Origin of the sequence: Pseudomonas fluorescens, assembly GCF_018614655.1 — a bacterium.
Classification (GTDB): domain Bacteria; phylum Pseudomonadota; class Gammaproteobacteria; order Pseudomonadales; family Pseudomonadaceae; genus Aquipseudomonas; species Aquipseudomonas fluorescens_BX.
Genome location: NZ_JAGGOG010000025.1, coordinates 140,970 through 161,999 on the forward strand (window position 1 = coordinate 140,970; position 21,030 = coordinate 161,999).

General features: G+C 60.0%; 21 protein-coding genes. 6 read left to right on the forward strand and 15 right to left on the reverse strand.

What is annotated here, in order from left to right; genetic code table 11:
• Positions 1-7 precede the first annotated feature (7 nt).
• The 7 genes from J7E41_RS24160 to cpaB are packed head-to-tail and all read right to left on the reverse strand — an operon-like array spanning position 8 to position 7,138.
• Positions 8-730 (reverse strand): tetratricopeptide repeat protein, encoded by a 723-nt coding sequence (locus J7E41_RS24160; RefSeq protein WP_214996809.1) that lies wholly within the window; start codon positions 728-730, stop codon positions 8-10.
• Positions 731-740: 10 nt separating this feature from the next.
• Positions 741-1,628 carry a type II secretion system F family protein gene (locus tag J7E41_RS24165; RefSeq protein ID WP_214996810.1) on the reverse strand — a complete coding sequence of 296 codons (888 nt, stop codon included), beginning with the start codon at positions 1,626-1,628 and terminating at the stop codon, positions 741-743.
• Position 1,629: 1 nt separating this feature from the next.
• Complete coding sequence (locus J7E41_RS24170; protein ID WP_214996811.1) at positions 1,630-2,511, reverse strand: type II secretion system F family protein; 882 nt, start codon at positions 2,509-2,511, stop codon at positions 1,630-1,632.
• Entirely contained in the window at positions 2,508-3,773 is a 1,266-nt protein-coding gene (locus J7E41_RS24175; protein WP_214996812.1) for a CpaF family protein, read from the reverse strand. Before J7E41_RS24175 ends, J7E41_RS24170 begins: the two co-directional genes overlap by 4 nt.
• Positions 3,770-4,963 (reverse strand): AAA family ATPase, encoded by a 1,194-nt coding sequence (locus J7E41_RS24180; protein ID WP_214996813.1) that lies wholly within the window; start codon positions 4,961-4,963, stop codon positions 3,770-3,772. Before J7E41_RS24180 ends, J7E41_RS24175 begins: the two co-directional genes overlap by 4 nt.
• A complete protein-coding gene (locus J7E41_RS24185) occupies positions 4,960-6,168 on the reverse strand; it encodes a type II and III secretion system protein family protein (protein WP_214996814.1) in 1,209 nt (402 codons plus the stop codon). The genes J7E41_RS24180 and J7E41_RS24185 overlap by 4 nt, the downstream gene beginning before the upstream one ends.
• A gap of 19 nt (positions 6,169-6,187) precedes the next feature.
• Positions 6,188-7,138: a Flp pilus assembly protein CpaB gene (gene cpaB / locus J7E41_RS24190; RefSeq protein WP_214996815.1), complete on the reverse strand. Its 951-nt coding sequence runs from the start codon at positions 7,136-7,138 to the stop codon at positions 6,188-6,190.
• A gap of 298 nt (positions 7,139-7,436) precedes the next feature.
• On the opposite strand from cpaB, the gene J7E41_RS24195 reads away from it, so the two are divergent.
• Entirely contained in the window at positions 7,437-7,625 is a 189-nt protein-coding gene (locus tag J7E41_RS24195; RefSeq protein ID WP_214996816.1) for a Flp family type IVb pilin, read from the forward strand.
• 62 nt (positions 7,626-7,687) lie between these two features.
• Positions 7,688-8,098, forward strand: coding sequence for a response regulator (locus J7E41_RS24200; RefSeq protein WP_214996817.1), 411 nt, complete (start codon positions 7,688-7,690; stop codon positions 8,096-8,098).
• Between the two features lie 88 nt (positions 8,099-8,186).
• On the opposite strand, the gene J7E41_RS24205 is transcribed toward J7E41_RS24200, so the two are convergent.
• From J7E41_RS24205 to J7E41_RS24220, 4 genes are all read right to left on the reverse strand, one after another.
• A complete protein-coding gene (locus tag J7E41_RS24205) occupies positions 8,187-9,869 on the reverse strand; it encodes a ShlB/FhaC/HecB family hemolysin secretion/activation protein (protein ID WP_214996818.1) in 1,683 nt (560 codons plus the stop codon).
• Between the two features lie 184 nt (positions 9,870-10,053).
• Positions 10,054-11,784 (reverse strand): collagen-like triple helix repeat-containing protein, encoded by a 1,731-nt coding sequence (locus tag J7E41_RS24210; RefSeq protein ID WP_214996819.1) that lies wholly within the window; start codon positions 11,782-11,784, stop codon positions 10,054-10,056.
• Positions 11,785-12,110: 326 nt separating this feature from the next.
• Positions 12,111-12,959 (reverse strand): MaoC family dehydratase, encoded by an 849-nt coding sequence (locus J7E41_RS24215; protein WP_214996820.1) that lies wholly within the window; start codon positions 12,957-12,959, stop codon positions 12,111-12,113.
• Between the two features lie 2 nt (positions 12,960-12,961).
• Positions 12,962-14,314 (reverse strand): 3-oxoacyl-ACP reductase, encoded by a 1,353-nt coding sequence (locus J7E41_RS24220; protein WP_214996821.1) that lies wholly within the window; start codon positions 14,312-14,314, stop codon positions 12,962-12,964.
• A 114-nt stretch (positions 14,315-14,428) separates the two neighbouring features.
• Between J7E41_RS24220 and J7E41_RS24225 the strand changes: the two genes are divergently transcribed.
• Positions 14,429-15,706, forward strand: a complete 1,278-nt coding sequence (locus J7E41_RS24225; protein WP_214996822.1) for an acetyl-CoA C-acetyltransferase — start codon at positions 14,429-14,431, stop codon at positions 15,704-15,706.
• Between the two features lie 192 nt (positions 15,707-15,898).
• On the forward strand, positions 15,899-16,798 hold the full coding sequence (locus tag J7E41_RS24230; RefSeq protein WP_214996823.1) for a PA4780 family RIO1-like protein kinase: 900 nt from the start codon (positions 15,899-15,901) through the stop codon (positions 16,796-16,798).
• 182 nt (positions 16,799-16,980) lie between these two features.
• Here the strand turns inward: J7E41_RS24230 and cueR are convergent, their stop codons facing one another.
• Both cueR and J7E41_RS24240 read right to left on the reverse strand, forming a co-directional pair.
• The gene (cueR, locus tag J7E41_RS24235; protein WP_214996824.1) at positions 16,981-17,388 is read right to left on the reverse strand and encodes a Cu(I)-responsive transcriptional regulator; all 408 of its coding nucleotides are present in this window, start codon (positions 17,386-17,388) and stop codon (positions 16,981-16,983) included.
• Between the two features lie 147 nt (positions 17,389-17,535).
• Positions 17,536-17,916: a hypothetical protein gene (locus tag J7E41_RS24240; protein ID WP_214996825.1), complete on the reverse strand. Its 381-nt coding sequence runs from the start codon at positions 17,914-17,916 to the stop codon at positions 17,536-17,538.
• Positions 17,917-18,064: 148 nt separating this feature from the next.
• On the opposite strand from J7E41_RS24240, the gene J7E41_RS24245 reads away from it, so the two are divergent.
• Together J7E41_RS24245 and J7E41_RS24250 are read left to right on the forward strand one after the other, a co-directional pair.
• Positions 18,065-18,262, forward strand: a complete 198-nt coding sequence (locus J7E41_RS24245) for a heavy-metal-associated domain-containing protein (protein WP_155584838.1) — start codon at positions 18,065-18,067, stop codon at positions 18,260-18,262.
• Between the two features lie 84 nt (positions 18,263-18,346).
• Positions 18,347-19,549 (forward strand): multidrug effflux MFS transporter, encoded by a 1,203-nt coding sequence (locus J7E41_RS24250; RefSeq protein WP_214996826.1) that lies wholly within the window; start codon positions 18,347-18,349, stop codon positions 19,547-19,549.
• A 125-nt stretch (positions 19,550-19,674) separates the two neighbouring features.
• Here the strand turns inward: J7E41_RS24250 and J7E41_RS24255 are convergent, their stop codons facing one another.
• Together J7E41_RS24255 and J7E41_RS24260 are read right to left on the reverse strand one after the other, a co-directional pair.
• The gene (locus J7E41_RS24255; RefSeq protein WP_214996827.1) at positions 19,675-19,851 is read right to left on the reverse strand and encodes a hypothetical protein; all 177 of its coding nucleotides are present in this window, start codon (positions 19,849-19,851) and stop codon (positions 19,675-19,677) included.
• Positions 19,852-19,999: 148 nt separating this feature from the next.
• Positions 20,000-21,013 carry a zinc-binding alcohol dehydrogenase family protein gene (locus tag J7E41_RS24260; RefSeq protein ID WP_214996828.1) on the reverse strand — a complete coding sequence of 338 codons (1,014 nt, stop codon included), beginning with the start codon at positions 21,011-21,013 and terminating at the stop codon, positions 20,000-20,002.
• Between the last annotated feature and the right edge of the window lie 17 nt (positions 21,014-21,030).

Sequence of the window (21,030 nt, forward strand, 5' to 3'; positions counted from 1 at the left end):
TGAACCCTTACTTGATGGTCGGCGGCAGGGTATCGCTCACCGCAGCCACTTGACCCTTGACCTTTGCCACAGGCGTGGTTGAGCCCTTGAGCTTCTCGGCTCTGGCTTGGGCCTCGGTGACTTGCTCGGGGCTCAAGCCCAACTGACTGACCAGTTGCGCCGCTTGCCCCCAGTTATCCTGGTAGATCAACAAGGTCACCAGGTTGACGGCCGCCAGTTGATCACTCTGCTTGAGCTCCATGGCGGTCATGAATTCAAAGCGTGCGTCCTCAATGCGCAGTTGATTGAGATAGACCACGCCCAAGTCATTGCGAATTTTTTCATCGGTGGGTGCCAGCATGGCGGCGCGCTGCAAGTGGGCCATGGCCTGACCGTTATCGCCCTTGCCCGCGGCAAGCTGTCCCAGGCCGTGCTCACCTTCCGCGGCCATGCAGGTACCCAGCAGGCTGCGGTACAGCGGCTCGGCCTCGCTGCGGCCTAACAACCGGTAGGCCTTGGCTTTGCGCTGGCGAACCTGAGGCAGCGAATCGGGTAGGTTCTGCAGATTGGCCAGGCTGGCATGCAGCTTACCGTCGTTGGCCATTTCATCGGCCAGGTTCAGTGACAGCTCCTGGTCGGAGCCAGGTTTTGGGCATGTGGTCGGGGACATCAGGGTTGCCCACGGGGCTTGGCCGTTGGTGGCGCAACCGCCGAGCATCAGCAAGCCCAGGCCGGCAATCAGTGCTTTCATCGAGCGCTCCTTACATACTACTCAGGGCTCGGGTGATGGCGATAAGCGCCGGTCCCCCAAGGACAATCAGCAAAGCGGGAAACAGAAAGAGCATCATCACCACCGACATCATGGCGGACATCTTGGAGATGTACTCCTGCAAGCGGGTCAAGCGACGATCGTCGAGCAGGTGTTTGAGCGCCAGCAGCGATTTCATCGCACCGCCGCCTTGATGAAGCAGTTGTTGAAGAATAATGCTGGTGTCGGTGAATTCGTCCACGGCCAGCAATTTGGCGGTCTTGCCCAGCTCTTCGCCCAGCTCCAGGCCAGAGTCGACCCGCACCAGGACCAAGCGCAGCTCAGAGGTCAGGACCGGCAGCAGGCGCTGTGCCTCGTTGCTCAAAATGCGCAAAGACTGTTCAACGGCCATGCCTGACTCAAACAGAATCCGCAGCAAGGGGATGAAGGTCGAGATCTCTCGAGCGATGTGCTGTTGCCGGGATTTGGCTGCCCTGGCCAGGATGCGCTTGGGTAACAGGTAACCGATTCCCAGGGCGATCAGCGGCGTAATCCACGGCGACTCTGTCTTGGGAAAAAACAATTCCTGCATGAGGATGGCGAGCCCAAGCAGCACCACGGGGACACCCACCTGGAAGGCAGCAAACATTGCACGCTGGCTGGACGTTCTCCAGCCGACCCGGTTAAGCAACCTCTGTGTTTCGTTGTCCAGACTGACTGAACGTTGGGCGAGGGGGCTGTTGCCCAGTTGGCGCATCAGGGTGCCAAACCGGTCCTCACGGGTCAGTTGCCCTTGCAGTCGCTGGGTGACGAGACGTTCGCGACGTCGCTGTTGCATCAGATGGCCGACAATCAACGCGAGTGCGGCGAGGAACAGCAGGGCGCTGATGAGCAAGGCCATCTCAAACACTCCGCAACATGCGCCAGAGCGCCAGGCAACCGAGCACCTGCATGGCGGCGGCGGTAAACAGTAGATTGCGCCCCGTCCCATCGTTCCACATGGTCATCAGGTATTCGGGATTGATGACCATGAAATACCCGACCATGGAGATCGGCAGGGCTCCCAGTACATAAGCGGTGATGCGGGTTTCACCGGTCATGGCCCGTAGTTGTCGTGCTCCCTGTTCCCGTTCACGAATCATCTTGATCAGGTTCTCCAGCAGTTCGCTGGCATTGCCGCCATACCGATGGTTGACCTTCAAGCCCAAGGCAAACAGACGGAATTCGTCCTGTTCGTAAAACTCGGCGAAGTCATTGGCGGCTTCCGGCAGGCTGACACCCAATTGAACGTTACGCTGGATGCGGCTCATGGCCGGCTTCAGCGGTTCGTCGGTGGCCTCGATGGCGCCCAGAACCGCATCCGCCAAGGTGCGACCGGATTTGAGGCTGCGCACGGTGTGATCCAGCATCTGCGGCAACTGTTCGATCATCCGCTTCAGCCGCCGCTGATAACGCCAAGCGATGTACAGCCGCAACGCCAGCAGCGGCAAGACCATCATGACCAGCACGCCGACCCAGCCGGCTATTATCAATCCCAGGAGCACTCCCAAGCCCCAGCAGGTCAGCCACAGCCCCAGGCTGTCGGTTGGTTTGCCCAAGCCGGCGCGCTGGAACATCCGTTCAAGACTGCTCAAGGCCCCGCGCTCTCCCTTCAGCAGCGGCTGCCCTTCGGCAAGGCGCTCCAGCACCCGGTCGGTCTCAGCCTTGCGAATGCCGTTCTGAAGCATCCGTATCGACAGGCCGATCAGGATCACGCAGATGAGTATCAGAATGGGGCCTGTCATATCGTCGACTCGTGGCGCAGTTTGTCGCCGGCGGGATTGATCGCCTCACGCAGGAAGCCGAAGCCGGTCCGCTTGTCATGCCGGAACAATGTATTGGTGACGTAGATGTCATCACGTACACCCACCACCTCGACCACTTCACTGACACAGCGCCGACCATCGGGCAGACGGGTCAGTTGAATCACCACATCCAGCGCCGCACAGATCATCTGCCGCAGGGTTTTTTCCGCCACCACCCGACCGGTCAAGCCCACCAGGGTTTCCAGGCGCAACAAGGCATCCTGGGCGTTGTTGGCGTGTACGGTACTCATGGAACCGTCGTGGCCGGTGTTCATCGCGGTGAGTACATCGAGCACTTCCACGCCGCGGATCTCACCGAGAATGATGCGGTCCGGGCGCATCCGCAGAGCGTTACGGATCAGGTCGCTGGCCTTGACCTCGCCATGGCCCTCGGCATTGGGTGGCCGGGTTTCCAGGCGTACTACATGGGGATGGCCCAGTTGCAGTTCGGCCACGTCTTCGATGGTCACCAGGCGCTCATGGGGGTTGATCAACTGGCTGAGGATGTTCAGCAAGGTGGTTTTACCGGTGCCGGTACCGCCACTGATCAGGATGTTGCAGCGCTTGCCCACGGCCTCCTGGAAAAAATCGAAAATGTTCTGATCGATGGTTTGCATGGCCACCAGGTCGCTGCTCTTGAGCATGTCCTTGCGAAATTTTCGAATCGACAGGCACGGGCCGTCCAGTGCAATGGGCGGGATGATGGCGTTGACCCGGCTTCCATCGGGCAGGCGTGCATCGACCATCGGCGAAGACTCGTCCAGGCGCCGCCCCAGTGGCGCGAGGATGCGTTGCATGACTCGCTCCACATGGTGGGCGTCGATAAAGCGCAGATCGCTCTGGTGCAGCAAACCATCCCGTTCGATAAACACCCGGTGGGGGCCGTTGACCAGGATCTCGGTCACCGAGGGGTCGCGCAGCAGCACTTCCAGGGGGCCGAAACCGGTCAATTCGTCGACGATTTCTTCCGCCAGGCGTTCCATTTCATAACGGGAAATCGCCAGGTGCATGCGGGTGATGTACTCGGCGACCTTGTCGATGACAAATTGCGCCAGAGACTGGCGCGAGCCCTCCAGCAGGTTTTTCCCCGACTCTTCGATAGCGTCGATGATGTAGCGATGCAGCACCAGTTTCAGGCCATCGTGATCGGTATTGCCACCCGCACCACGAGTAGGCGCGCCGAAGAGTTTTTCGCCGTTCATTTGCCGGCCCCCAGCAATCGCTCAAACCAGCGGATCGAGGGTTTTTCCAGGCTTTCGGAGCGTTTTGCCAGGCGCTCGCCAAGGGCTTTCAGGCCCTGGGTCAGGCTCTCCCTGGGGGCCAGGGCGAATAAGGTTTGCCCTTGGTTTTTGGCGTTCAACCTTACTTCCGGGCTCAGGGGTAATACCGCAATGATTTCCAGGCCGTAGCTTTTTTCCAGGGCCTCGCTGTCTGGTGCGGCGCCCTTGAGGTAGCGGTCGATCAGCAAGCGTCCATGGTCCAGTTTCATGCCTTTTTCCCGCCAGTGGTTCAGTACGGCGAGGTTGCGTCGGCAGTCCAGCACGCTCTGGTCGGTGCACCACAGCAGCTTGTCGCAATGGCTGACAAAGGTGCGCAAGGCTTCGCTGTCCGGTTGCCCGGTGAGGTTCACCACGATGTGCTGGAAATGTTGGCGCAAGGCACTGAGCAACATGTACAACTCGGCGGCGCTGGTCAGCTCCAGGGGCTCGTCATTGTTGGCGTAGGCCAGGATACGCAGGCCATCTTCGGCGCAGGTAAAAGCGCTGTTGATCAAGGTGGTGTCAAGCCGGCGCAGGTGACGCAGGGCATCACCAAAGTTGAATGAGCTTTCCAACCCCAGGAGTGCCAGGCTGTCGCCACGGGGCAGGCCCAAGTCCAGCAGCAATGTCTGCTGCCCGCTCTTTTGCACCACCAGCGCCAGATGGCTGGCTAGCAGTGCTCCATCGGCGTTGGGCTGGGTGCCATAGAGCACGGTGAGGCCACCCAGTTGGGTATTGGGTGTCACGGCGGGCAGGCGTTTGCTCAGGCGTCGCACCAGGCCTGCCACTTCACTGGAGCGTGAGCCATAAGCTACGAAGTCCCGAGCTCCGGCGCGCATTGCATTGAGCACCAACTGGTTATCCATGCCGTCACCGAGGGCGACGATGGCCAGCATCGGCTTGGCCTCCAGGGCGCCTTCGATCAGTGCGCTCTGGGCGGTCACGTGCTCGCGGTCGAGGCCGACAAACACCAGATTGGCGAAGGTCACATCCACCAGCGCGAGTAATTCATCCAGGCTGCCGCCACCGGCGCTGATTACCTGGCCCAGCGGCGCCAGTGCACCCTGGAGCCATTCCAGATCGGTGGTGTTGCGGGTGATCGCCAGAAAAGTCTGGCTCAGGCTATCGGTCATTGGGACAGCCCACTGCGACGGTCGAAGTTGCCGTTCTCCAGGAAGTACAGGCGGTACCAGTTCGGGTCGTAGGTGCGCAGTTTCTCTCCGGGCAGGGACGGTAACCTGGCATTGGCGGCGAGAGGCTGGACCAGGTGCGGAGTGACGATCATCAGCAGTTCTTTTTCTTCGCGGTTGATGTTGGAGTTGCGAAAAAACGCGCCGAGGATCGGTATATCACCCAGGCCCGGGAACTTGCTGATGGTGGAGTTATTGGTGGAGCTGATCAGGCCGCTGATCACGAAACTTTCGCCATCGGCCAGGGACACGCTGGTGTCGGTGCGGCGGATGGTCAGGGCTGGCACCTCAATGCCTTCGATCTTTACAGCATTGGAGTAATCCAGCTCGCTGACTTCGGGCGCGACCTTGAGGGAGATACGATTATGGTCAATGACGGTGGGGGTCAGCGTCAGGCGAATACCGAACTCCTTGTACTCGATGGAGATGGTGTTGCTGCCGCTGCTGGGCACGGGGATCGGTACTTCGCCGCCGGCCAGGAACGTTGCGCTTTGCCCGCTCAGTGCTACGAGACTGGGACGTGCCAGGGTGTAGGCAAAACCACTGGTTTCCAGAGCATTGATCATGGCTGAGAACCGACCGCTGCCAAAGCCGATATTGAACGTGTTGTTATTGGCCGGTAAGCCTGGCGTGGGGCCGACGGTACCGGGGCTGCCGAACAGAAAGTTGCTGGTGCCACCAAAAATCGAAGTGCTGGCCTGCTTGAGCTTGGTACGGCTGACCTCGACAAAGCGGATATCGGTCTGCACTTGGCTGGGCAGTGTCGGGTCATCGGACGGTGACAGGGTCTGACTGGTCAAGGCCGAGGTGGCCTTGCCCTTGACGAACACCATGCTCTGGCGAGGCGCCGTGGCACAACGGGTCCAGACCATCAGGCTGGTGGTGCCGGAGGCAACGCCGGTCAGCAGAAAACCACGGTCGCCATTGAGATGGACATCGGCTATTTTCGGGTCGCCAACGGCCAGGCGAGTGATTGCCACCGGGGATTGCAGTTCTTGTTGCAAGCCTTCGCCCACTTCCACCACTGCGGGTAATTGTCCCAGGCTGCTGCAGTTGCCCGGTGCTGCGAGAGCCAGGCTCACGGGCAGGCTCGACAGCATCAGGGCCCAGGTCATTTGAGTGAACACTGGTGCGTAACGATGGCTCATTCAAGGCGTCCTTGATCAATCAGGGGGTTTGTTGTGTGGCCGTCTGTTGGGTCACTTGGCTGCCGCGGATGATCTCGATGCCGGCGCGCTGCGTGCCGCCCTGGACGAGCTTTTTCGGCGCGCCCACCAAGGCCAGTTGGGTGAACTGATAAAGGTCACGGTTGGCGCTTTGCAGTTTGCCGGGCGAATCGCTTTCGCCGGCCCAGTAATGGCTGAGCAGTTGTTCATCGGCACTGCGCACGGCCAAGCGTAAGGTGCCGGCCTGAGTGGCGAGCATCAGCCGACTCAACAGTTGTTCTGGAACAGCCAGCACCACGGTGCGCGCGGCAGCCCGGCGTTGTGCCTGTTGGGCTCTTTCTTCGGGGGTTGCAGGGGGAGGGGATGCGGGCTTGCCATCGTTGGCCAAGCCCAACTGGTCGCCCACGCTGAGCAAGCGCAGAGCGGGAACGATGATTTGAGCCGACTGTTCGGTGTTGCCGGGCTCCTGGCGCAGTGCCAATAGCACGTCCACATAATCACCGGGACTGAGCTGACCTCCTGCACCGATCACTTCGTCGACAGAGACCGCCAGGGCGCGTTCATCAGGGCGAATCATACGGGCGAGGGGGCCGCCGGGGGTGAAGCTGCCCTCGGTCAACCAGGTACCAGCAGCCAACGTTCTCCAAGGGATACGACCGATGGCCTGATCAACATTGGTCAGGCTGCCCGCGGGTACCGTGCGCAGTTTTTCAACCGCCAGGTCGGCGGCCGTGAGGGCGACAAAAGGCGGTACATCATGCGCCAGAACCACCACAGGTTGGCGGGTCTGGTCTTCGACGGCGGCGACGGTTTTTTCCACGGTGACTGTTTGTTGGGGCGGTGTCACGGCGACGGGTTCTGGCGTGCGACTCAAGACCAGGCCCCAATAACCGGCAAACAGCGCCCCGACTAGTAGCAACCCGGCCAGTATCAGGCTGAAGCGACTGTTCATGACGGATCTCCCTTTCCTGTTGCACTACGTGTCCGCCAATCTGAACGCGTCATTTTCGCAACCAGGCAGCTATGAACATCTAACGATTTCGCTATTTGAAGGTAGTCCAACTAGGCCAAAATGCCATTACTCCGGGGAAAATTTATCCGTCCTTATGGCGCCCACGTCAGGCCAATACTTTGTGATTAGTCCTTTCTTACAGTTGTGAGTATGGGGTTTGTTGACAATGCTTTAGTGGCACACCGCAATCATCGTGCGGCCCTGTCTATTGGCGCCTGTCGCGCAAAGGAGAAGTATTATGTTCCTTACCTTTCTGCTGAAATTCTACGTTCAGCTTCAACTGCTTTTTCATCGTAAGGACGGGGCGACGGCGATTGAGTACGCTATTCTCATTGCCGTGATCGGACTTGTAGTCCTGTCTGCGGGCAAATTGTTAGGAACGGATATTTCAAACTTCTTTAAGAAGGTCGGCGATGCTCTCACCTGACCTATTCTGGTAGCAATCCGTGAGCACGACAGTCAGCGATTGATCCAGCCAAGGTATTGCTCATGAATGCTGCAGCTGTCCGCCAACAGATCCTGTTGGTGGATGACGAAGAAGATGCCCTCGTTGAACTGGCCGAGTCGCTGGAGAACGAGGGCTTCGTTTGTTTTACCGCCACCTCCGTCACTTTCGCGTTGCAAGAGCTGACCTTGCACCCCGATATCGCCTTGGTCATCACCGACCTGCGCATGCCCGAGGAGAGTGGTATCTCCTTGATCAAGCGCCTGCGTGAACACACCTCCCGCCAACACCTCCCGGTGATCGTCATGTCTGGTCATGCCGAGATGGATGATGTCAGCGACATGCTGCGCCTGCAGGTCCTGGACCTGTTTCGCAAGCCGATCTATCTGGTGCGTTTACTGGATACGCTGAACAACCTGTTCCCATTACCCAGGGTGCAGTTGGTCAAGCGGTAGCGAAGCAACGCAAACCCAACGCTTCAAGCGGCAAGTCAAAAACCTGTTGGTTCTTTCTTGCCTGCCGCTTGAAGCTTGGCGTTGGTGACTAAAGCTGATAACTGAAACTCAATGTATACCGCGGCCGCCGATTAAAAGTGTCCAGCGCGATGTCCGACATCGGCTTGGCCACTTCCAGGGAGATGTTGTAGTACTTGTTGTCGCCAAAGCGCAGGCCGGCGGCGGCGGAGGACATGTCATTACCCTTGACCGGCAATTCGTTGAACCAGCTTTTGGCACGGTCCAGGACCACATAGGGCTGGAGAATCTTCACCCACTCGCCCGCACGGTTGAAGCTGTAGTTCACCTCATAAGCAATGCCCCAACCCTTATCGCCCGAGCCTTGATCATCAGGGTAGCCGCGACCGAAATTCTGCCCGCCGAAGACCGCGCGTTCGCTGTCGGGCAGGGTGTCGTTGCTCCAATAGAGTGCCCCGGACATGACGCCTTGCCAGTTATCGAAGAACTTGTCGCTCTGGACGCCTGCCAGGCGCAACCGGAAGAAATCCAGATCCGGTTTTATGCCCTCGAAGTCACTGTGGGTCCTGGCACCCAGACCATTGATGCCCTGGTACAGCCCGGCGCTGAGGATGCGCAATTGGCGGTCGTTGGCCTTGCGCCAATCAGCTTCAAAGGCCAGTGCACGGGAATCGGTTTCCAGGTCGAAACGTTGCGGGTAGCCGACCAATTGATAGCGGGTGGTTTGGTCAACGGTGTACAGACGTGTGCCGAGGGTCAACGACTCGGTGGGGGACGCGATCAACGGATGACTGAGGCCGATGGAGTAACGATCGACTTCCTGGTGCGGCTTGAGTTGGAAGCCACCGTCCAGTAATACGTTGCTGCGTGGGTCGGCGCGATAGCGTTCGGCGTTGAGGACCAACTGGGTGCCTTCGGCATTGATGAACTGGCTGTAGCCGACGCGGTAGTAATGCTCCTTGTCGTGACCCGGCGGGAACAGGCCACTGACACTCAGTTGTTCACCCATCGAGGTCTGGGAATTGCTGGTACCGGTCACCAGTGCCTGCAGGCCCTTACGGTTGTCATCGTTCAAGCTCATGCTGGTGGTGAATGGCTTGCGGCTCGCCTGGATTTGCATGTGCGCGCCACCGTCAGTAGTTCCCGGCGGCGGAACCTGTGCTTGCAAGGTGACGCCTGGGATCCGGCCCATCAGCGTGGTGTAGCGTTCGAAGGTCTTGCGGGTCAGGGGGCGTTCGGCCTTGAGTTTTTCCGCCAGCTTGTCGACGTAGGCCGAGACGGAGCCGATGTCGCCTTGTAGCTGGTAGTCCTTGATGTAACCCTCCACCAGTACCACGCGCACCAGGCCCTGTTCGAAGCGTTGATCCGGCAAGAAGGCATAAGACAACAGGTAGCCGTCTTGCTGATAACGGCGGGTGATGCTGCGGGTGGCTTCAATCAGTTGCGCGAGGTTGGTTTCGTGGCCAATCAGCGGCTCGAAGACCTGGGCGACGTCCTTGAGCGGGTAAATCGTCCCGCCTTCGATTTGCAGTTTACGGATGGTTACCTTGGTGTCCATCTGCAGCGGTTGCGCTTGCGCGGCGCCAGGGTCCGGCAGCTGGGTTTGGGGTGTGACCGAGCGGTAGGCGTCGGCAGGAAGGTTGGGTACTGGCAGGTTGCGGATGGTGTCGTTGCTATTGAGAAAGCTGGGTAGGGTCTCGGCTTGGACAAAAGCACTGAGGGTGAGTAATAGCAACGGCGTCAAAGCGCGCATAGGGCACTCCATGGTCAATCTGCAGCAGCATTTCGCATATTCCCATCGCGTTCTTGGGGCGCGGTTGGGAAAGGTTTTCTGGGCGATCACGGCCCAAATAAAAAGACGAGAGACTCAGCGGAATCTCTCGTCTCAACCAAGCGTAGGCGCTGTAAGGGAGGCCGTCTAATCGGCCAGGTGCAATTTATTTTTGACCTGTCAGGCCACCCAACAGACCGCCCACACCTGCGTTTGTGGTGGTCGTTGCGGTCCCTGTGCCGGAGGCACTGCCACCGACGTTCAAACCGCCAAGCAGGCCGCCACCGCCGGTGGTGCCACCGGTGACCAAACCACCCACCGAGGCGACAGTGCCGCCCACTGTTGTGACAACGTTACCGACGGCATTAGTAACCGGGTTGGCATTGGCAGTGGTGATATTCGTGCCAAGACCGCTCACGGCCCCGCCTACTGCTGTCACCAATCCATTGACGGGAGCGCCAATACCGGTTGTGGTGCCGACGTTCTGCGTCAGGCTGGTAACGCCCGAGGTGACAGGGTTCAATGCTGCGCCGACATTAGTAGCCAATGCTGCAACTGGCGTACTCGCTGCGGTGTTGGCTACACCCGTGCCGCCGATCAGAGTGCCCACAGACGCTACTGCACCGCCCAATGCACCACCCGTTACGCCCGCTGCACTGATGGTGCCGTTGGTGTTGCCAGCGTTCAGGCCATTGCCCAGGTTGGCGACGACACCGCCGACCAGCTCCGGCAGACCGGAGGCTGGAGCACCGCCGGCACCGGTACCGGCTGAAGGCGCCACATAACCACCGGAAGTGTTGAGCACCGCACCTGCGCCGCCGAGCACACTGCCCACCAGGGTGGTGACAGGGTTGCCAGTCCCACCGGCGCCAGTCACTTGAGTGCCAAGGCCGGTAACGGTCGAGCCGACTTTATCCAGCACGCCATTGAGCGGGGCGCCAAGACCCGTCGCCTTGCCCAGGTTGCCGGTGGTGTTTTCCACCAGGGAAATCACCGGTACCAGTACCTTGCCGCCTATTGCATTTGTCGCGGAGCCAAGAGGCCCAGTGGTACTGTTCGTGGTTATGGTGTTGCCCAGCATGTTGACAGCCTGGCCGACGGTGCCCACCAGATTGCCCGTGAGGGGCGCCACTGTCGTACCGACCACGGGGACGCCGCCGAGTAAGGTGCTCACTGACTGACCAGTAGTGGAAACGCCAGTCCCCAGAGTGGCGACGCCGGTACCCACACCTGCGAGGGTAGTGCCCAAGGCGTTGCTGTTAGTACCCAGCGTGCCGAGACCGGTACTGACGCCTGTACCGATGTTGCCGACGGCAGTGCCGACGGACGTTACCAGCCCACCTGCCGTAATGCCGACTACCGGAACACCGCCAACGGTTGTGCCGATGCCACCAATGGCCGTGCCGACATTACTGAGGGTGCCACCCAGGTTGGCTGCAATCTGGCCAGTGACCAGCGGGCTGGTGGTCGAGCCAGTACCGCCACCTGTTCCACCACCGGTGCCGCCGCCAGTACCGCCACCTGTTCCACCGCCGGTGCCGCCGCCAGTACCGCCACCTGTTCCACCGCCGGTGCCGCCGCCAGTACCGCCACCTGTTCCACCGCCGGTGCCGCCGCCGTCACCGCCACCTGTTCCACCGCCGGTACCGCCGCCGTCACCGCCACCTGTTCCACCACCGGTGCCGCCGCCGTCACCGCCACCTGTTCCACCACCGGTGCCGCCGCCGTCACCACCGCCAGTACCACCACCAGACCCGCTACCCGCACCGGCATCCGGAGAAGATGCACTGGTACCGCTGTGATGACCGCCACCACCGCTGCTGCAGCCGGCGAGACTCATTGCCAGAATCAGGGCCAACGCGGTACTTGCTTTGAATAACACTGCTTGAGTTTTCATGATTGAGTTCCTTGCACCTGGTACAGCCTTTGTTGTTTTCGAAAGTTCGCTGCTTCTAGAGGGCATCGATACTTTCGTCCGTATGGCTATAACAGTCCTGGGTGCGGGTTCTCGCAATTCTCAACTTGGTATTAACGATTTATATACATTTAGTCGGTTTGTGCTTAATGACTAATACCAAGGGTGTAATCAATGAAAGATCAAAGGAATAGGTTGTTTTAAAAAACAACAGGATAAGTCAGTTGGCAGTCTGTTTGACTCCCGTTATAACTTAATGTGTATACATACAATTTAATTGTCGGCGCGCCCAGGAACCTGGGCTGCCTTCAGGGAAATGGACGCCAACTGGCGATCATATGTTCTATATCGCCGGCGCCCTTCAGTTGCAACTCACCGCTGGGCCCTGGCGTGCTGCTCAATAGCGTCACTTCGCTGGGCAGGCGCACCGGCTTTTTAAACTCGGCCTCGATCTCGATATTGGCGGTGGGCAAGTGCTGGCCCAGTGCGGCCAATGTGCGCGCCTTGTTCCACAACCCATGGGCAATCGCCTGAGGAAACCCGAACAACTTGGCGCTTAATGTACTCAGGTGAATCGGGTTGTAGTCGCCGGATACACGGGCATAGCGCCGCCCAATATCGGACGAGGCCCTCCAGCGGTTCAGCTCGCTGAGGCCAGTGGGCGACAACACAGCATCATCCGCCACCTCGCCCGGTAGTTTCACCCCACGGCAGAGCATTCGACTTTGCGCTTCCCACAGCGGGCCCAATGAATCTTCCAGCGTGGTCACCAGGTCAAACGTTGCGCCCTTGGCGTGAGGCCGCAAATTTTGCGTCCGCACACCGACCCGTAGGTACCCCACGCTGCCCAGCGGGCGCAGGATACGAATGCGATTGCTCAGATGGATCAGGCCCAGCAGTGGAAACGGAAAATCCCTGGCGGTGAGCAGTTGCATCTGCAAGGCAAACGCGAGGATGTGTGGGTAAGTGGCCGGCAGGATCGCGCTGTCCTCAAAACCGCACACCTTGCGATAGGCCGCCAAGTGTTTGGGGTCCACGGTCATCCAGCAACGCAACCCTTGTTCGGGCAAGGCAGTGCCGCTGATTTTGCGTTTGAGCGCAGCCCGCAAATACAGGGGCGGCAGAAAAGGTGTGCTGTCCAGTGTGTGCCAATCCATGTTTACGCCCCCAACAGACTTTGCCCACAGACCCGCAGTGTCTGCCCACTGACGGCCCCGGAACCTGGTTGGCCGAGCCAGGCCACCGCTTCGGCAACGTCCTGAGGCAAACCGCCCTGACCCAATGAGCTCATGCGTCGCCCGGCTTCACGCAGGGCGAAGGGAATATGGGCGGTCATCTGGGTTTCGATAAAACCAGGCGCCACCGCGTTGATGCTGATCCCGCGCTCCCCCAGCGACGGCGCCCAGGCCTGGGCCAGCCCGATCAGGCCGGCCTTGCTCGCGGCATAGTTGGTTTGCCCGCGATTGCCGGCGATGCCGCTGATGGACGCCAGCAATACCACGCGACCATTATCGTGCAAGGTGCCGCTGTCGAGCAGGGCTTTGGTCAGGACTTGTGGCGCGTTGAGGTTGACCGCCAGTACGGCGTCCCAATATTCCGGGGTCATGTTGGCGAGGGTCTTGTCGCGGGTGATGCCGGCGTTATGCACAACGATGTCGATGCCGTCCGGCAACTGTTCGACCAGTTGTGTGGCGGCGTCTTCGGCACAGATATCCAGAGCGATACTGCGCCCGCCCAGGCGTGCGGCCAACGCGTCGAGGTCAGCCTTGGCCTGTGGCACGTCCAGCAGAATGATGTCGGCACCGTCACGGGCCAGGGCTTCGGCGATGGAGGCGCCGATGCCGCGCGCGGCGCCGGTCACCAGGGCCTTGCGTCCGGCCAGGGGCCGAGTCCAGTCCTGGACGTGTGTGGCGCAGGCGCTCAGGCGGATCACCTGGCCTGACACATAGGCACTTTTCGGCGAGAGGAAAAACCGCAGCGCGCCTTCCAACTGATCTTCGGCACCGTCGCCCACATAAAGCAATTGCAGGGTGCCGCCGCTGCGCAGTTCCTTGGCCAGCGACCGGCTGAAACCTTCCAGGGCCCGCTGGGCGCTGGCGGCGAATGGATCGGCGAGGCTTTCCGGGGCGTGCCCAAGGATCACCAGATGGGCGCTGTGATCGAGGTTTTTCAGCAGCGGCTGGAAGAACTCTCGCAGTTGCTTGAGCTGATCGGTGTGCAGCAACTGGCTGGCGTCGAACAGCACCGCCTTGAGTTTGGGACCATGGCCGGGAATCCAGGCCGGGGCTGCCAAGGGTTCGGCGCCATAGCTATAAATAGCATCGGTGAGTTTATTGGCAAACGGCAGGACCTTCGCCGCCAGCGGGCCGCCGCCGATCAACAGTGCGCCCTCCACCGGACGCAGGCGTCCAGCCTGCCAGCGTTCCAGGCGTACCGGCGACGGCAGGCCAATGGCGGCGACCAGGCGATGGCCGAGGCTTGAGTTGGCGAAGTCGATATAACGGTCAGACATGGAACGCTCTCCGAGTGCTGGGGTTCAAACGGTGGACCATCAATAGGTGAAAGTCGTTCGATTGAGCCTAGGCTAGTCTCAAAGACTCGACCCACAACCTTCAGGGAGCTTTCCATGACTCAATTGCGCCGTGTAGCGATCATTGGCGGTAACCGCATTCCCTTCGCCCGGTCCAATGGCCCTTACGCCACGGCGAGTAACCAGGCGATGCTGACCGCCGCCCTAGAGGGCCTGATCGAACGCTACAACCTGCACGGCCTGCGCATGGGCGAGGTGGTCGCCGGTGCGGTGCTCAAGCATTCCCGGGATTTCAACCTGACCCGCGAGTGCGTACTGGGCTCGCGGTTGTCGCCGCAAACTCCGGCCTACGATGTTCAACAAGCCTGCGGCACGGGGCTTGAGGCGGCGTTGCTGGTAGCCAACAAGATTGCCTTGGGGCAGATTGAATGTGGGATTGCGGGAGGCGTCGACACCACGTCCGACGCACCCATCGGCGTCAATGAAGGGCTGCGCAAGATTCTGCTACAAGCCAACCGCAGCAAAACCATGGCCGAAAAGCTAAAGGTCTTGCTACAACTTCGTCCCCATCACCTCAAGCCGGAGCTGCCGCGCAATGGTGAGCCGCGCACGGGTTTATCCATGGGCGAGCACTGTGAGTTGATGGCGCAGACCTGGCAGATCCCCCGCGCCGAGCAAGACCAACTGACCCTGGAAAGCCATCAGAAAATGGCCGCGTCCTACGCCGAAGGTTGGCAAAATGATTTGCTCACGCCGTTTCTCGGGTTGACCCGCGACAACAACCTGCGCCCCGACCTGACCCTGGAAAAACTCGCCAGCCTCAAGCCCGCCTTCGAACGCAGCGAAAAAGGCACCCTGACCGCCGGCAACTCGACACCGCTGACCGATGGCGCGTCCCTGGTGCTGCTGGGCAGCGAGGCCTGGGCCAAGGAACGCGGCTTGCCGATCCTGGCGTACCTGCGAGATGGCGAAGCGGCTGCGGTAGATTTCGCCAACGGCGCCGAAGGGCTGCTGATGGCGCCGGTGTATGCCGTCCCGCGCTTGTTGGCGAGGAATGGTCTGACGCTGCAGGACTTCGATTACTATGAGATTCACGAAGCGTTCGCTGCCCAAGTGTTATGCACACTGAAGGCCTGGGAAGATCCGGAGTACTGCAAGACGCGCCTGGGGCTGGACGCTCCGCTGGGCTCGATCGATCGCAGTCGTTTGAACGTCAAAGGCAGTTCATTGGCGGCTGGGCATCCATTTGCTGCCACGGGCGGGCGTATCGTCGCCAACCTGGCCAAGCTGTTGGACGCGGCCGGGAAGGGCCGAGGGCTGATTTCGATCTGTGCCGCAGGCGGCCAGGGCGTTACGGCGATTATCGAGCGTTGAACTCCGCTATCATCCGCGGGCCCTCGCTCCTGCAGGGAGCGCGGACAAAAAGGTGCATTGCCGAATTAATCTGGCACATTGGATGCATTCTTAAGCGGTCAAAGGTCGGTACCCTCTCCCCGGCGTGAGAGGATTGCCGTATAACGAGTGCCATACGCGTGTTTGGTAATAAAGGACCCACAATAAAAGCTGATGAAGACTCCTAAACGCATTGAACCCCTGATCGAGGACGGTCTGGTCGACGAGGTGCTGCGCCCACTCATGAGTGGTAAAGAAGCAGCTGTTTATGTGGTGCGCTGTGGCAACGAGTTACGTTGCGCCAAGGTTTACAAGGAGGCGAATAAACGAAGTTTTCGTCAGGCGTCCGAATACCAGGAAGGCCGCAAGGTCCGCAACAGCCGGCAAGCCCGGGCCATGGCCAAGGGCTCCAAATTTGGCAAGAAAGAAACCGAAGACGCTTGGCAGAACGCCGAAGTGGCTGCGTTGTTTCGTCTGGCCGGCGCGGGTGTTCGTGTGCCCAAGCCGTACGACTTCCTTGAAGGCGTGCTGTTGATGGAGTTGGTGGCCGATGAATACGGCGACGCGGCGCCGCGGCTTAACGACGTGACGCTTGACCCGGATCAGGCCCGTGAATATCACGCCTTCCTGATTTCCCAGATCGTGCTGATGTTGTGTACGGGCCTGGTGCATGGTGACCTGTCCGAATTCAACGTGCTGTTGACGCCGACGGGCCCGGTTATCATCGACTTGCCTCAAGCGGTAGATGCGGCGGGTAACAACCACGCGTTCAGCATGCTGGAACGGGATGTGGGCAACATGGCTTCCTACTTCGGGCGTTTCGCGCCGGAATTGAAGAAGACCAAGTACGCCAAGGAGATGTGGGCGCTGTACGAAGCCGGCACTCTGCACCCGGCCAGCGCCTTGACCGGCGAGTTCGACGAGCCGGAAGAGTTGGCGGACGTGGGCGGTGTTATCCGTGAGATCGAAGCGGCGCGACTGGATGAAGAGCGGCGTCAGGCGATCCGCGCGGCCGACGATGCGCCACCGAGCAAAGCCTCGGAGGAGCCTCCACCGCCGCCTTGGATGCAGTGATCTGACGGTAAATGGAGATCTAAATGTGGGAGCGGCGGTGCGACGATTCGACTTGCTCGCGAAGGCGGCTGTAGCCGCCTTGGGGCGCTAGGCTGCCCATCGCAGCTTCATTCTTCAGCAGCGGTTACAACCGCTTTCGCGAGCAGGTCGCACCGCCGCTCCCACATTTGTTTCGCGTTTAGTCAGTTGGAGCTGCAGCAACTGCCCGCCGCCAATTCCTTGAGAATCGGACAGTCCGGTCGGTGATCGCCCTGGCAATGCTCCGCCAGGTCCTGCAGCGTGTCGCGCAACTGCCCTAACTCACGAATTTTCTGGTTCAGCTCTTCGATGTGCTGGCGCGCCAGCGCCTTGACGTCGGCGCTGGCCCGTTGCCGGTCCTGCCACAAGGTCAGCAGCCTGCCGACTTCCTCCAACGAAAACCCCAGGTCCCGCGAGCGCTTGATAAACGCCAGGGTGTGCAAGTCGTCGGGGCCATATAGGCGATAGCCGCTGTCGGTACGGTGGGCAGGTTTCAACAGTGCGATGGACTCGTAATAGCGAATCATCTTGGCACTCAAGCCGCTTTGACTCGCCGCTTGGCCGATATTCATGGGTGATCCTCCTGATCGTTGGGTTTCCAGGTTTTCAACTGCGGTGCATTGGCGCTCATGCCGACACTCGACAAGGCCATTGCCGTCCCGACAGTGCCTAGGATCAACCTTGACCCGAGGGGAAGGTCAAGGTTTCAAATCAATGTTTCAGTAACCCAGCGTGGCTGGTTTCAGGTACATCCCATCCTCGCCCTGGGCAATACGCACTTTGCGAACATCGCCGGCTTTCAAATTCACCTCTTGTGCCTTGGGCGCCAGCATTCCCGGCAGGCAACCGGCGGCTTGCCCCGGCAGCAGCTTGAGGCGCAGCGACACTTTGCCGTTCGGCAGATTGAACGAGGTGGCCTGTTCCTGGAACAACCTTCCTGCCAACTGATCATTGATGTACAGGCCGATCTCGCAATTGGTCGGCACTTCCAGGCGCTCCCGGGAAACAATCAACACAGCATAGTCTTCGGCGGCGCTGGCCATCGGCGTAGCAACGAACAAGCTCAACAGGCTGACAAGGCCAAAAAACGACCAGCGCATGGCGAATTCTCCGAAGTATCAAATCGTGGAGGGATGAAGCTTGGCCGACGATGCGACTGAATACCAGCCCGGCAGATATTTTCAGAACTTGACCTTGCCCTCGTGGCAAGGTCAAAACTGCCTGTACCCTCATTAAAGGAGTCATGTCATGCAAGTATTCAATGTTGAAGGAATGACCTGCGGTCATTGTGTCCGGGCAGTGACCCAGGCGGTACAAGGCAAGGATCCGGCGGCCAGCGTGCGGGTGGACCTGGCGGCGAAGGAGGTGGGCGTTGAAAGCCGCCTGTCGCCGGAAGAAGTCATCGGTCTGATCACTGAAGAAGGTTACAGCGCCAGGCTCGCCTGATTTTTTAATAGTTAGCGAGCTATCGTAATGTTCAAGGCCCCCACGCCCGGCTAGACTGTCGGTCCTGACTGAGCTGGGTGCCTGATGAACCTTCGCATAATTCTGATTTTGGGTGCCTTGAGCGCGTTTGCGCCATTGGCGATCGACTTTTACCTGCCTGGCTTCCCGGCCATGGCCCTGGCCTTCGGCACCGACGAAAAACATATCCAGCTGACCTTGGCGGTGTACTTCACCGGCTTGGCCATCGGCCAGTTGATCTATGGGCCGTTGGCGGACCGTTTTGGTCGACGGGTTCCGCTGTTGAGTGGTGTCACTTTGTTCACCCTGGCTTCCCTGGCCTGCGCCTACGCGCCGACCCTGGAGTGGCTGATCGGGGCGCGTTTCGTCCAGGCATTGGGTGGCTGCGCGGGCATGGTGATTTCCCGGGCCGTGGTCAGCGACAAATGCGACGCGGTGGGTTCGGCCAAGGTGTTTTCCCAGTTGATGTTGGTGGTCGGGCTGGCACCTATCCTCGCGCCGATGCTGGGCGGGGTGATGGTCGGCCTTTATGGCTGGCAGTCGATTTTCCTGGCATTGACCGTGTTCAGCGTGTTCGCCGCCGTGGCGGTGGCTGTTGGCCTACCGGAAAGTTTGCCGGCCAATCAGCCGCGCCAACCATTGTCCGGCGCATTACGCCAGTACGGTCGCTTGCTGGCGGATCGGGTATTTCTCGGGTATGCCCTGACCGGCGGCATCGCGATTGCCGGGATGTTTGCCTACATCGCCGGCTCGCCTTTCGTGTTTATCAAGCTCTACGGCGTGCCTGCCGAGCATTACGGCTGGCTGTTCGGTACCAATGCCGCCGGCTTTATCCTGGTGGCGCAAGTCAATGCGCGGTTGCTGTCCAAGCGCGGCCCGGCGTTTTTGCTGGGGCGCACGGTGTGGGTTTACCTGGTGGCGGCCTTGGCGCTACTGGCGGTCAGCGCGTTGCACACGCAAGCCTTGTGGCCATTGTTGGTGCCGCTGTTTATTTGCATCGCCAGCCTGGGCTGTATTTTGCCCAACACCTCGGCGTGCGCCATGAGCGGGCAGGGCGCACGGGCCGGCAGTGCGTCGGCGTTGCTGGGCTGCATTCAGTTTGGTGTGGCGGCGGGTGCGGCGTCACTGGTCGGGGTTTTGCACGACGGCACGGCCATGCCGATGGCGATGGTCATCAGCTTGTGCGGGGTGTTAGCGGTGACCGTGGCCACATTGACCCGACGCTTGCAGCGGGAAAAAGCGCTGGCTGTAGCCGCTGCCGAAGAATGAGGCTGCGATCGAGGGCGAAGCCCTCGTAAGGTCGCGCAGGTGTTTCATCAGGCAGGCCGTATAAGCCGCTTTACGACTGCTTCGCAGCCGAACGCAGCCTCGCAAGCTCGACAGCGGCTACAGGGTCAGCCGACTGAGCGGTGTTGTTCGGGAAAATGGTGAGGCGCCTGGATTCGGCTTTGCAGTGTGTCGGCAAAAGCGCGGGCTTCGGCCTCACTGCGAAAGGTAAAGGCGTTCTGGTCCAGACGAACCTGCCATTTGGTGCCTTGGGATTTTGCTAACGCTTTTATCAGGATCTTCATTGCTGATTTCCTCACGTAAAAGATTGCGTGGCAAAGGCGGCCAATATAAACCCGAATACGCTTACAAATATGACAAGGATCAAGTCTCTGACTAGCGGTGTCGTCCATCACTCACATGAATAACGGACGGCACTGACAGACGTGTTTCTTAGAACCCTTCCAGCACAATCTTACCCTTGGCCTTGCCACTTTCCAGCAGCTCATGGGCACGGCGCAGGTTAGCGGCGTTGATCACCCCGAAGTGCTCACCCACCGTTGTTTTCAATGTGCCAACGTCGATCAGTTCGGCCACGCGATTGAGCAGGTTGTGCTGTTCGATCATGTCGGGCGTTTCGAACATCGAGCGGGTGTACATGAATTCCCAATGCAGCGACAGGCTCTTGCGCTTGAGCTTGCTGATGTCCAGCGCCTTGGGATCATCGATCAGCGCGAGCTTGCCTTGGGGCATCAGCGCTTCCACCAGTTGATCCAAGTGATGGTCGGTCTGGGTCAGGCTGGCGACGTGAGTCACCTGCGCAACACCTGCGCGTTTCAGCTCCTCGCTCAATGGTTGGCTATGATCAATCACCAGGTCCGCCCCCAGATCCTTGGCCCAGGCTTGGGTTTCCGGGCGCGAGGCGGTGCCGATGACTTTCAGTGCGGTGAGCTGTTTGGCCAGTTGTGTGAGGATCGAACCCACGCCACCGGCCGCGCCGACGATCAGCAGGCTCTGGCCTTCATCCGTCTTGCCTTCGCGTACTTGCAGCCGTTCAAACAGCAGCTCCCAGGCGGTGATGGCGGTCAGCGGCAGTGCGGCAGCTTCGGCAAAACCCAGGCTTTTCGGCATGTGGCCGACGATACGCTCATCCACGGTGTGCAGTTCGCTGTTGCCGCCCAGCCGCACCAGCGATCCGGCGTAGAACACCTTGTCGCCGGCCTTGAACAGGCTCACTTCACTGCCCACGGCCTTGACCACACCGGCGACGTCCCAGCCCAGCACTTTGGCCGCACCGTTTTCCGGGGCGACGTTCTGCCGGACTTTGGTATCTACGGGGTTGACCGAGATGGCTTTGACTTCCACCAGCAGGTCACGGGGACCGGCGACGGGTTCCGGCAGTTCGATATCTTGCAGGGACATTGGATCGTTGATGGGCAGTGAGGCGTAGTAAGCGATAGCTTTCATGAGGGTTTCCAGAAAAT

Excerpts from the sequence above, each read along its gene's own strand:
- J7E41_RS24160 (WP_214996809.1), bottom strand. The coding sequence starts at position 730 with ATGAAAGCACTGATTGCCGGCCTGGGCTTGCTGATGCTCGGCGGTTGC.
- J7E41_RS24165 (WP_214996810.1), bottom strand. The coding sequence starts at position 1,628 with ATGGCCTTGCTCATCAGCGCCCTGCTGTTCCTCGCCGCACTCGCGTTG.
- J7E41_RS24170 (WP_214996811.1), bottom strand. The coding sequence starts at position 2,511 with ATGACAGGCCCCATTCTGATACTCATCTGCGTGATCCTGATCGGCCTG.
- J7E41_RS24175 (WP_214996812.1), bottom strand. The coding sequence starts at position 3,773 with ATGAACGGCGAAAAACTCTTCGGCGCGCCTACTCGTGGTGCGGGTGGC.
- J7E41_RS24180 (WP_214996813.1), bottom strand. The coding sequence starts at position 4,963 with ATGACCGATAGCCTGAGCCAGACTTTTCTGGCGATCACCCGCAACACC.
- J7E41_RS24185 (WP_214996814.1), bottom strand. The coding sequence starts at position 6,168 with ATGAGCCATCGTTACGCACCAGTGTTCACTCAAATGACCTGGGCCCTG.
- cpaB (WP_214996815.1), bottom strand. The coding sequence starts at position 7,138 with ATGAACAGTCGCTTCAGCCTGATACTGGCCGGGTTGCTACTAGTCGGG.
- J7E41_RS24195 (WP_214996816.1), top strand. The coding sequence starts at position 7,437 with ATGTTCCTTACCTTTCTGCTGAAATTCTACGTTCAGCTTCAACTGCTT.
- J7E41_RS24200 (WP_214996817.1), top strand. The coding sequence starts at position 7,688 with ATGAATGCTGCAGCTGTCCGCCAACAGATCCTGTTGGTGGATGACGAA.
- J7E41_RS24205 (WP_214996818.1), bottom strand. The coding sequence starts at position 9,869 with ATGCGCGCTTTGACGCCGTTGCTATTACTCACCCTCAGTGCTTTTGTC.
- J7E41_RS24210 (WP_214996819.1), bottom strand. The coding sequence starts at position 11,784 with ATGAAAACTCAAGCAGTGTTATTCAAAGCAAGTACCGCGTTGGCCCTG.
- J7E41_RS24215 (WP_214996820.1), bottom strand. The coding sequence starts at position 12,959 with ATGGATTGGCACACACTGGACAGCACACCTTTTCTGCCGCCCCTGTAT.
- J7E41_RS24220 (WP_214996821.1), bottom strand. The coding sequence starts at position 14,314 with ATGTCTGACCGTTATATCGACTTCGCCAACTCAAGCCTCGGCCATCGC.
- J7E41_RS24225 (WP_214996822.1), top strand. The coding sequence starts at position 14,429 with ATGACTCAATTGCGCCGTGTAGCGATCATTGGCGGTAACCGCATTCCC.
- J7E41_RS24230 (WP_214996823.1), top strand. The coding sequence starts at position 15,899 with ATGAAGACTCCTAAACGCATTGAACCCCTGATCGAGGACGGTCTGGTC.
- cueR (WP_214996824.1), bottom strand. The coding sequence starts at position 17,388 with ATGAATATCGGCCAAGCGGCGAGTCAAAGCGGCTTGAGTGCCAAGATG.
- J7E41_RS24240 (WP_214996825.1), bottom strand. The coding sequence starts at position 17,916 with ATGCGCTGGTCGTTTTTTGGCCTTGTCAGCCTGTTGAGCTTGTTCGTT.
- J7E41_RS24245 (WP_155584838.1), top strand. The coding sequence starts at position 18,065 with ATGCAAGTATTCAATGTTGAAGGAATGACCTGCGGTCATTGTGTCCGG.
- J7E41_RS24250 (WP_214996826.1), top strand. The coding sequence starts at position 18,347 with ATGAACCTTCGCATAATTCTGATTTTGGGTGCCTTGAGCGCGTTTGCG.
- J7E41_RS24255 (WP_214996827.1), bottom strand. The coding sequence starts at position 19,851 with ATGAAGATCCTGATAAAAGCGTTAGCAAAATCCCAAGGCACCAAATGG.
- J7E41_RS24260 (WP_214996828.1), bottom strand. The coding sequence starts at position 21,013 with ATGAAAGCTATCGCTTACTACGCCTCACTGCCCATCAACGATCCAATG.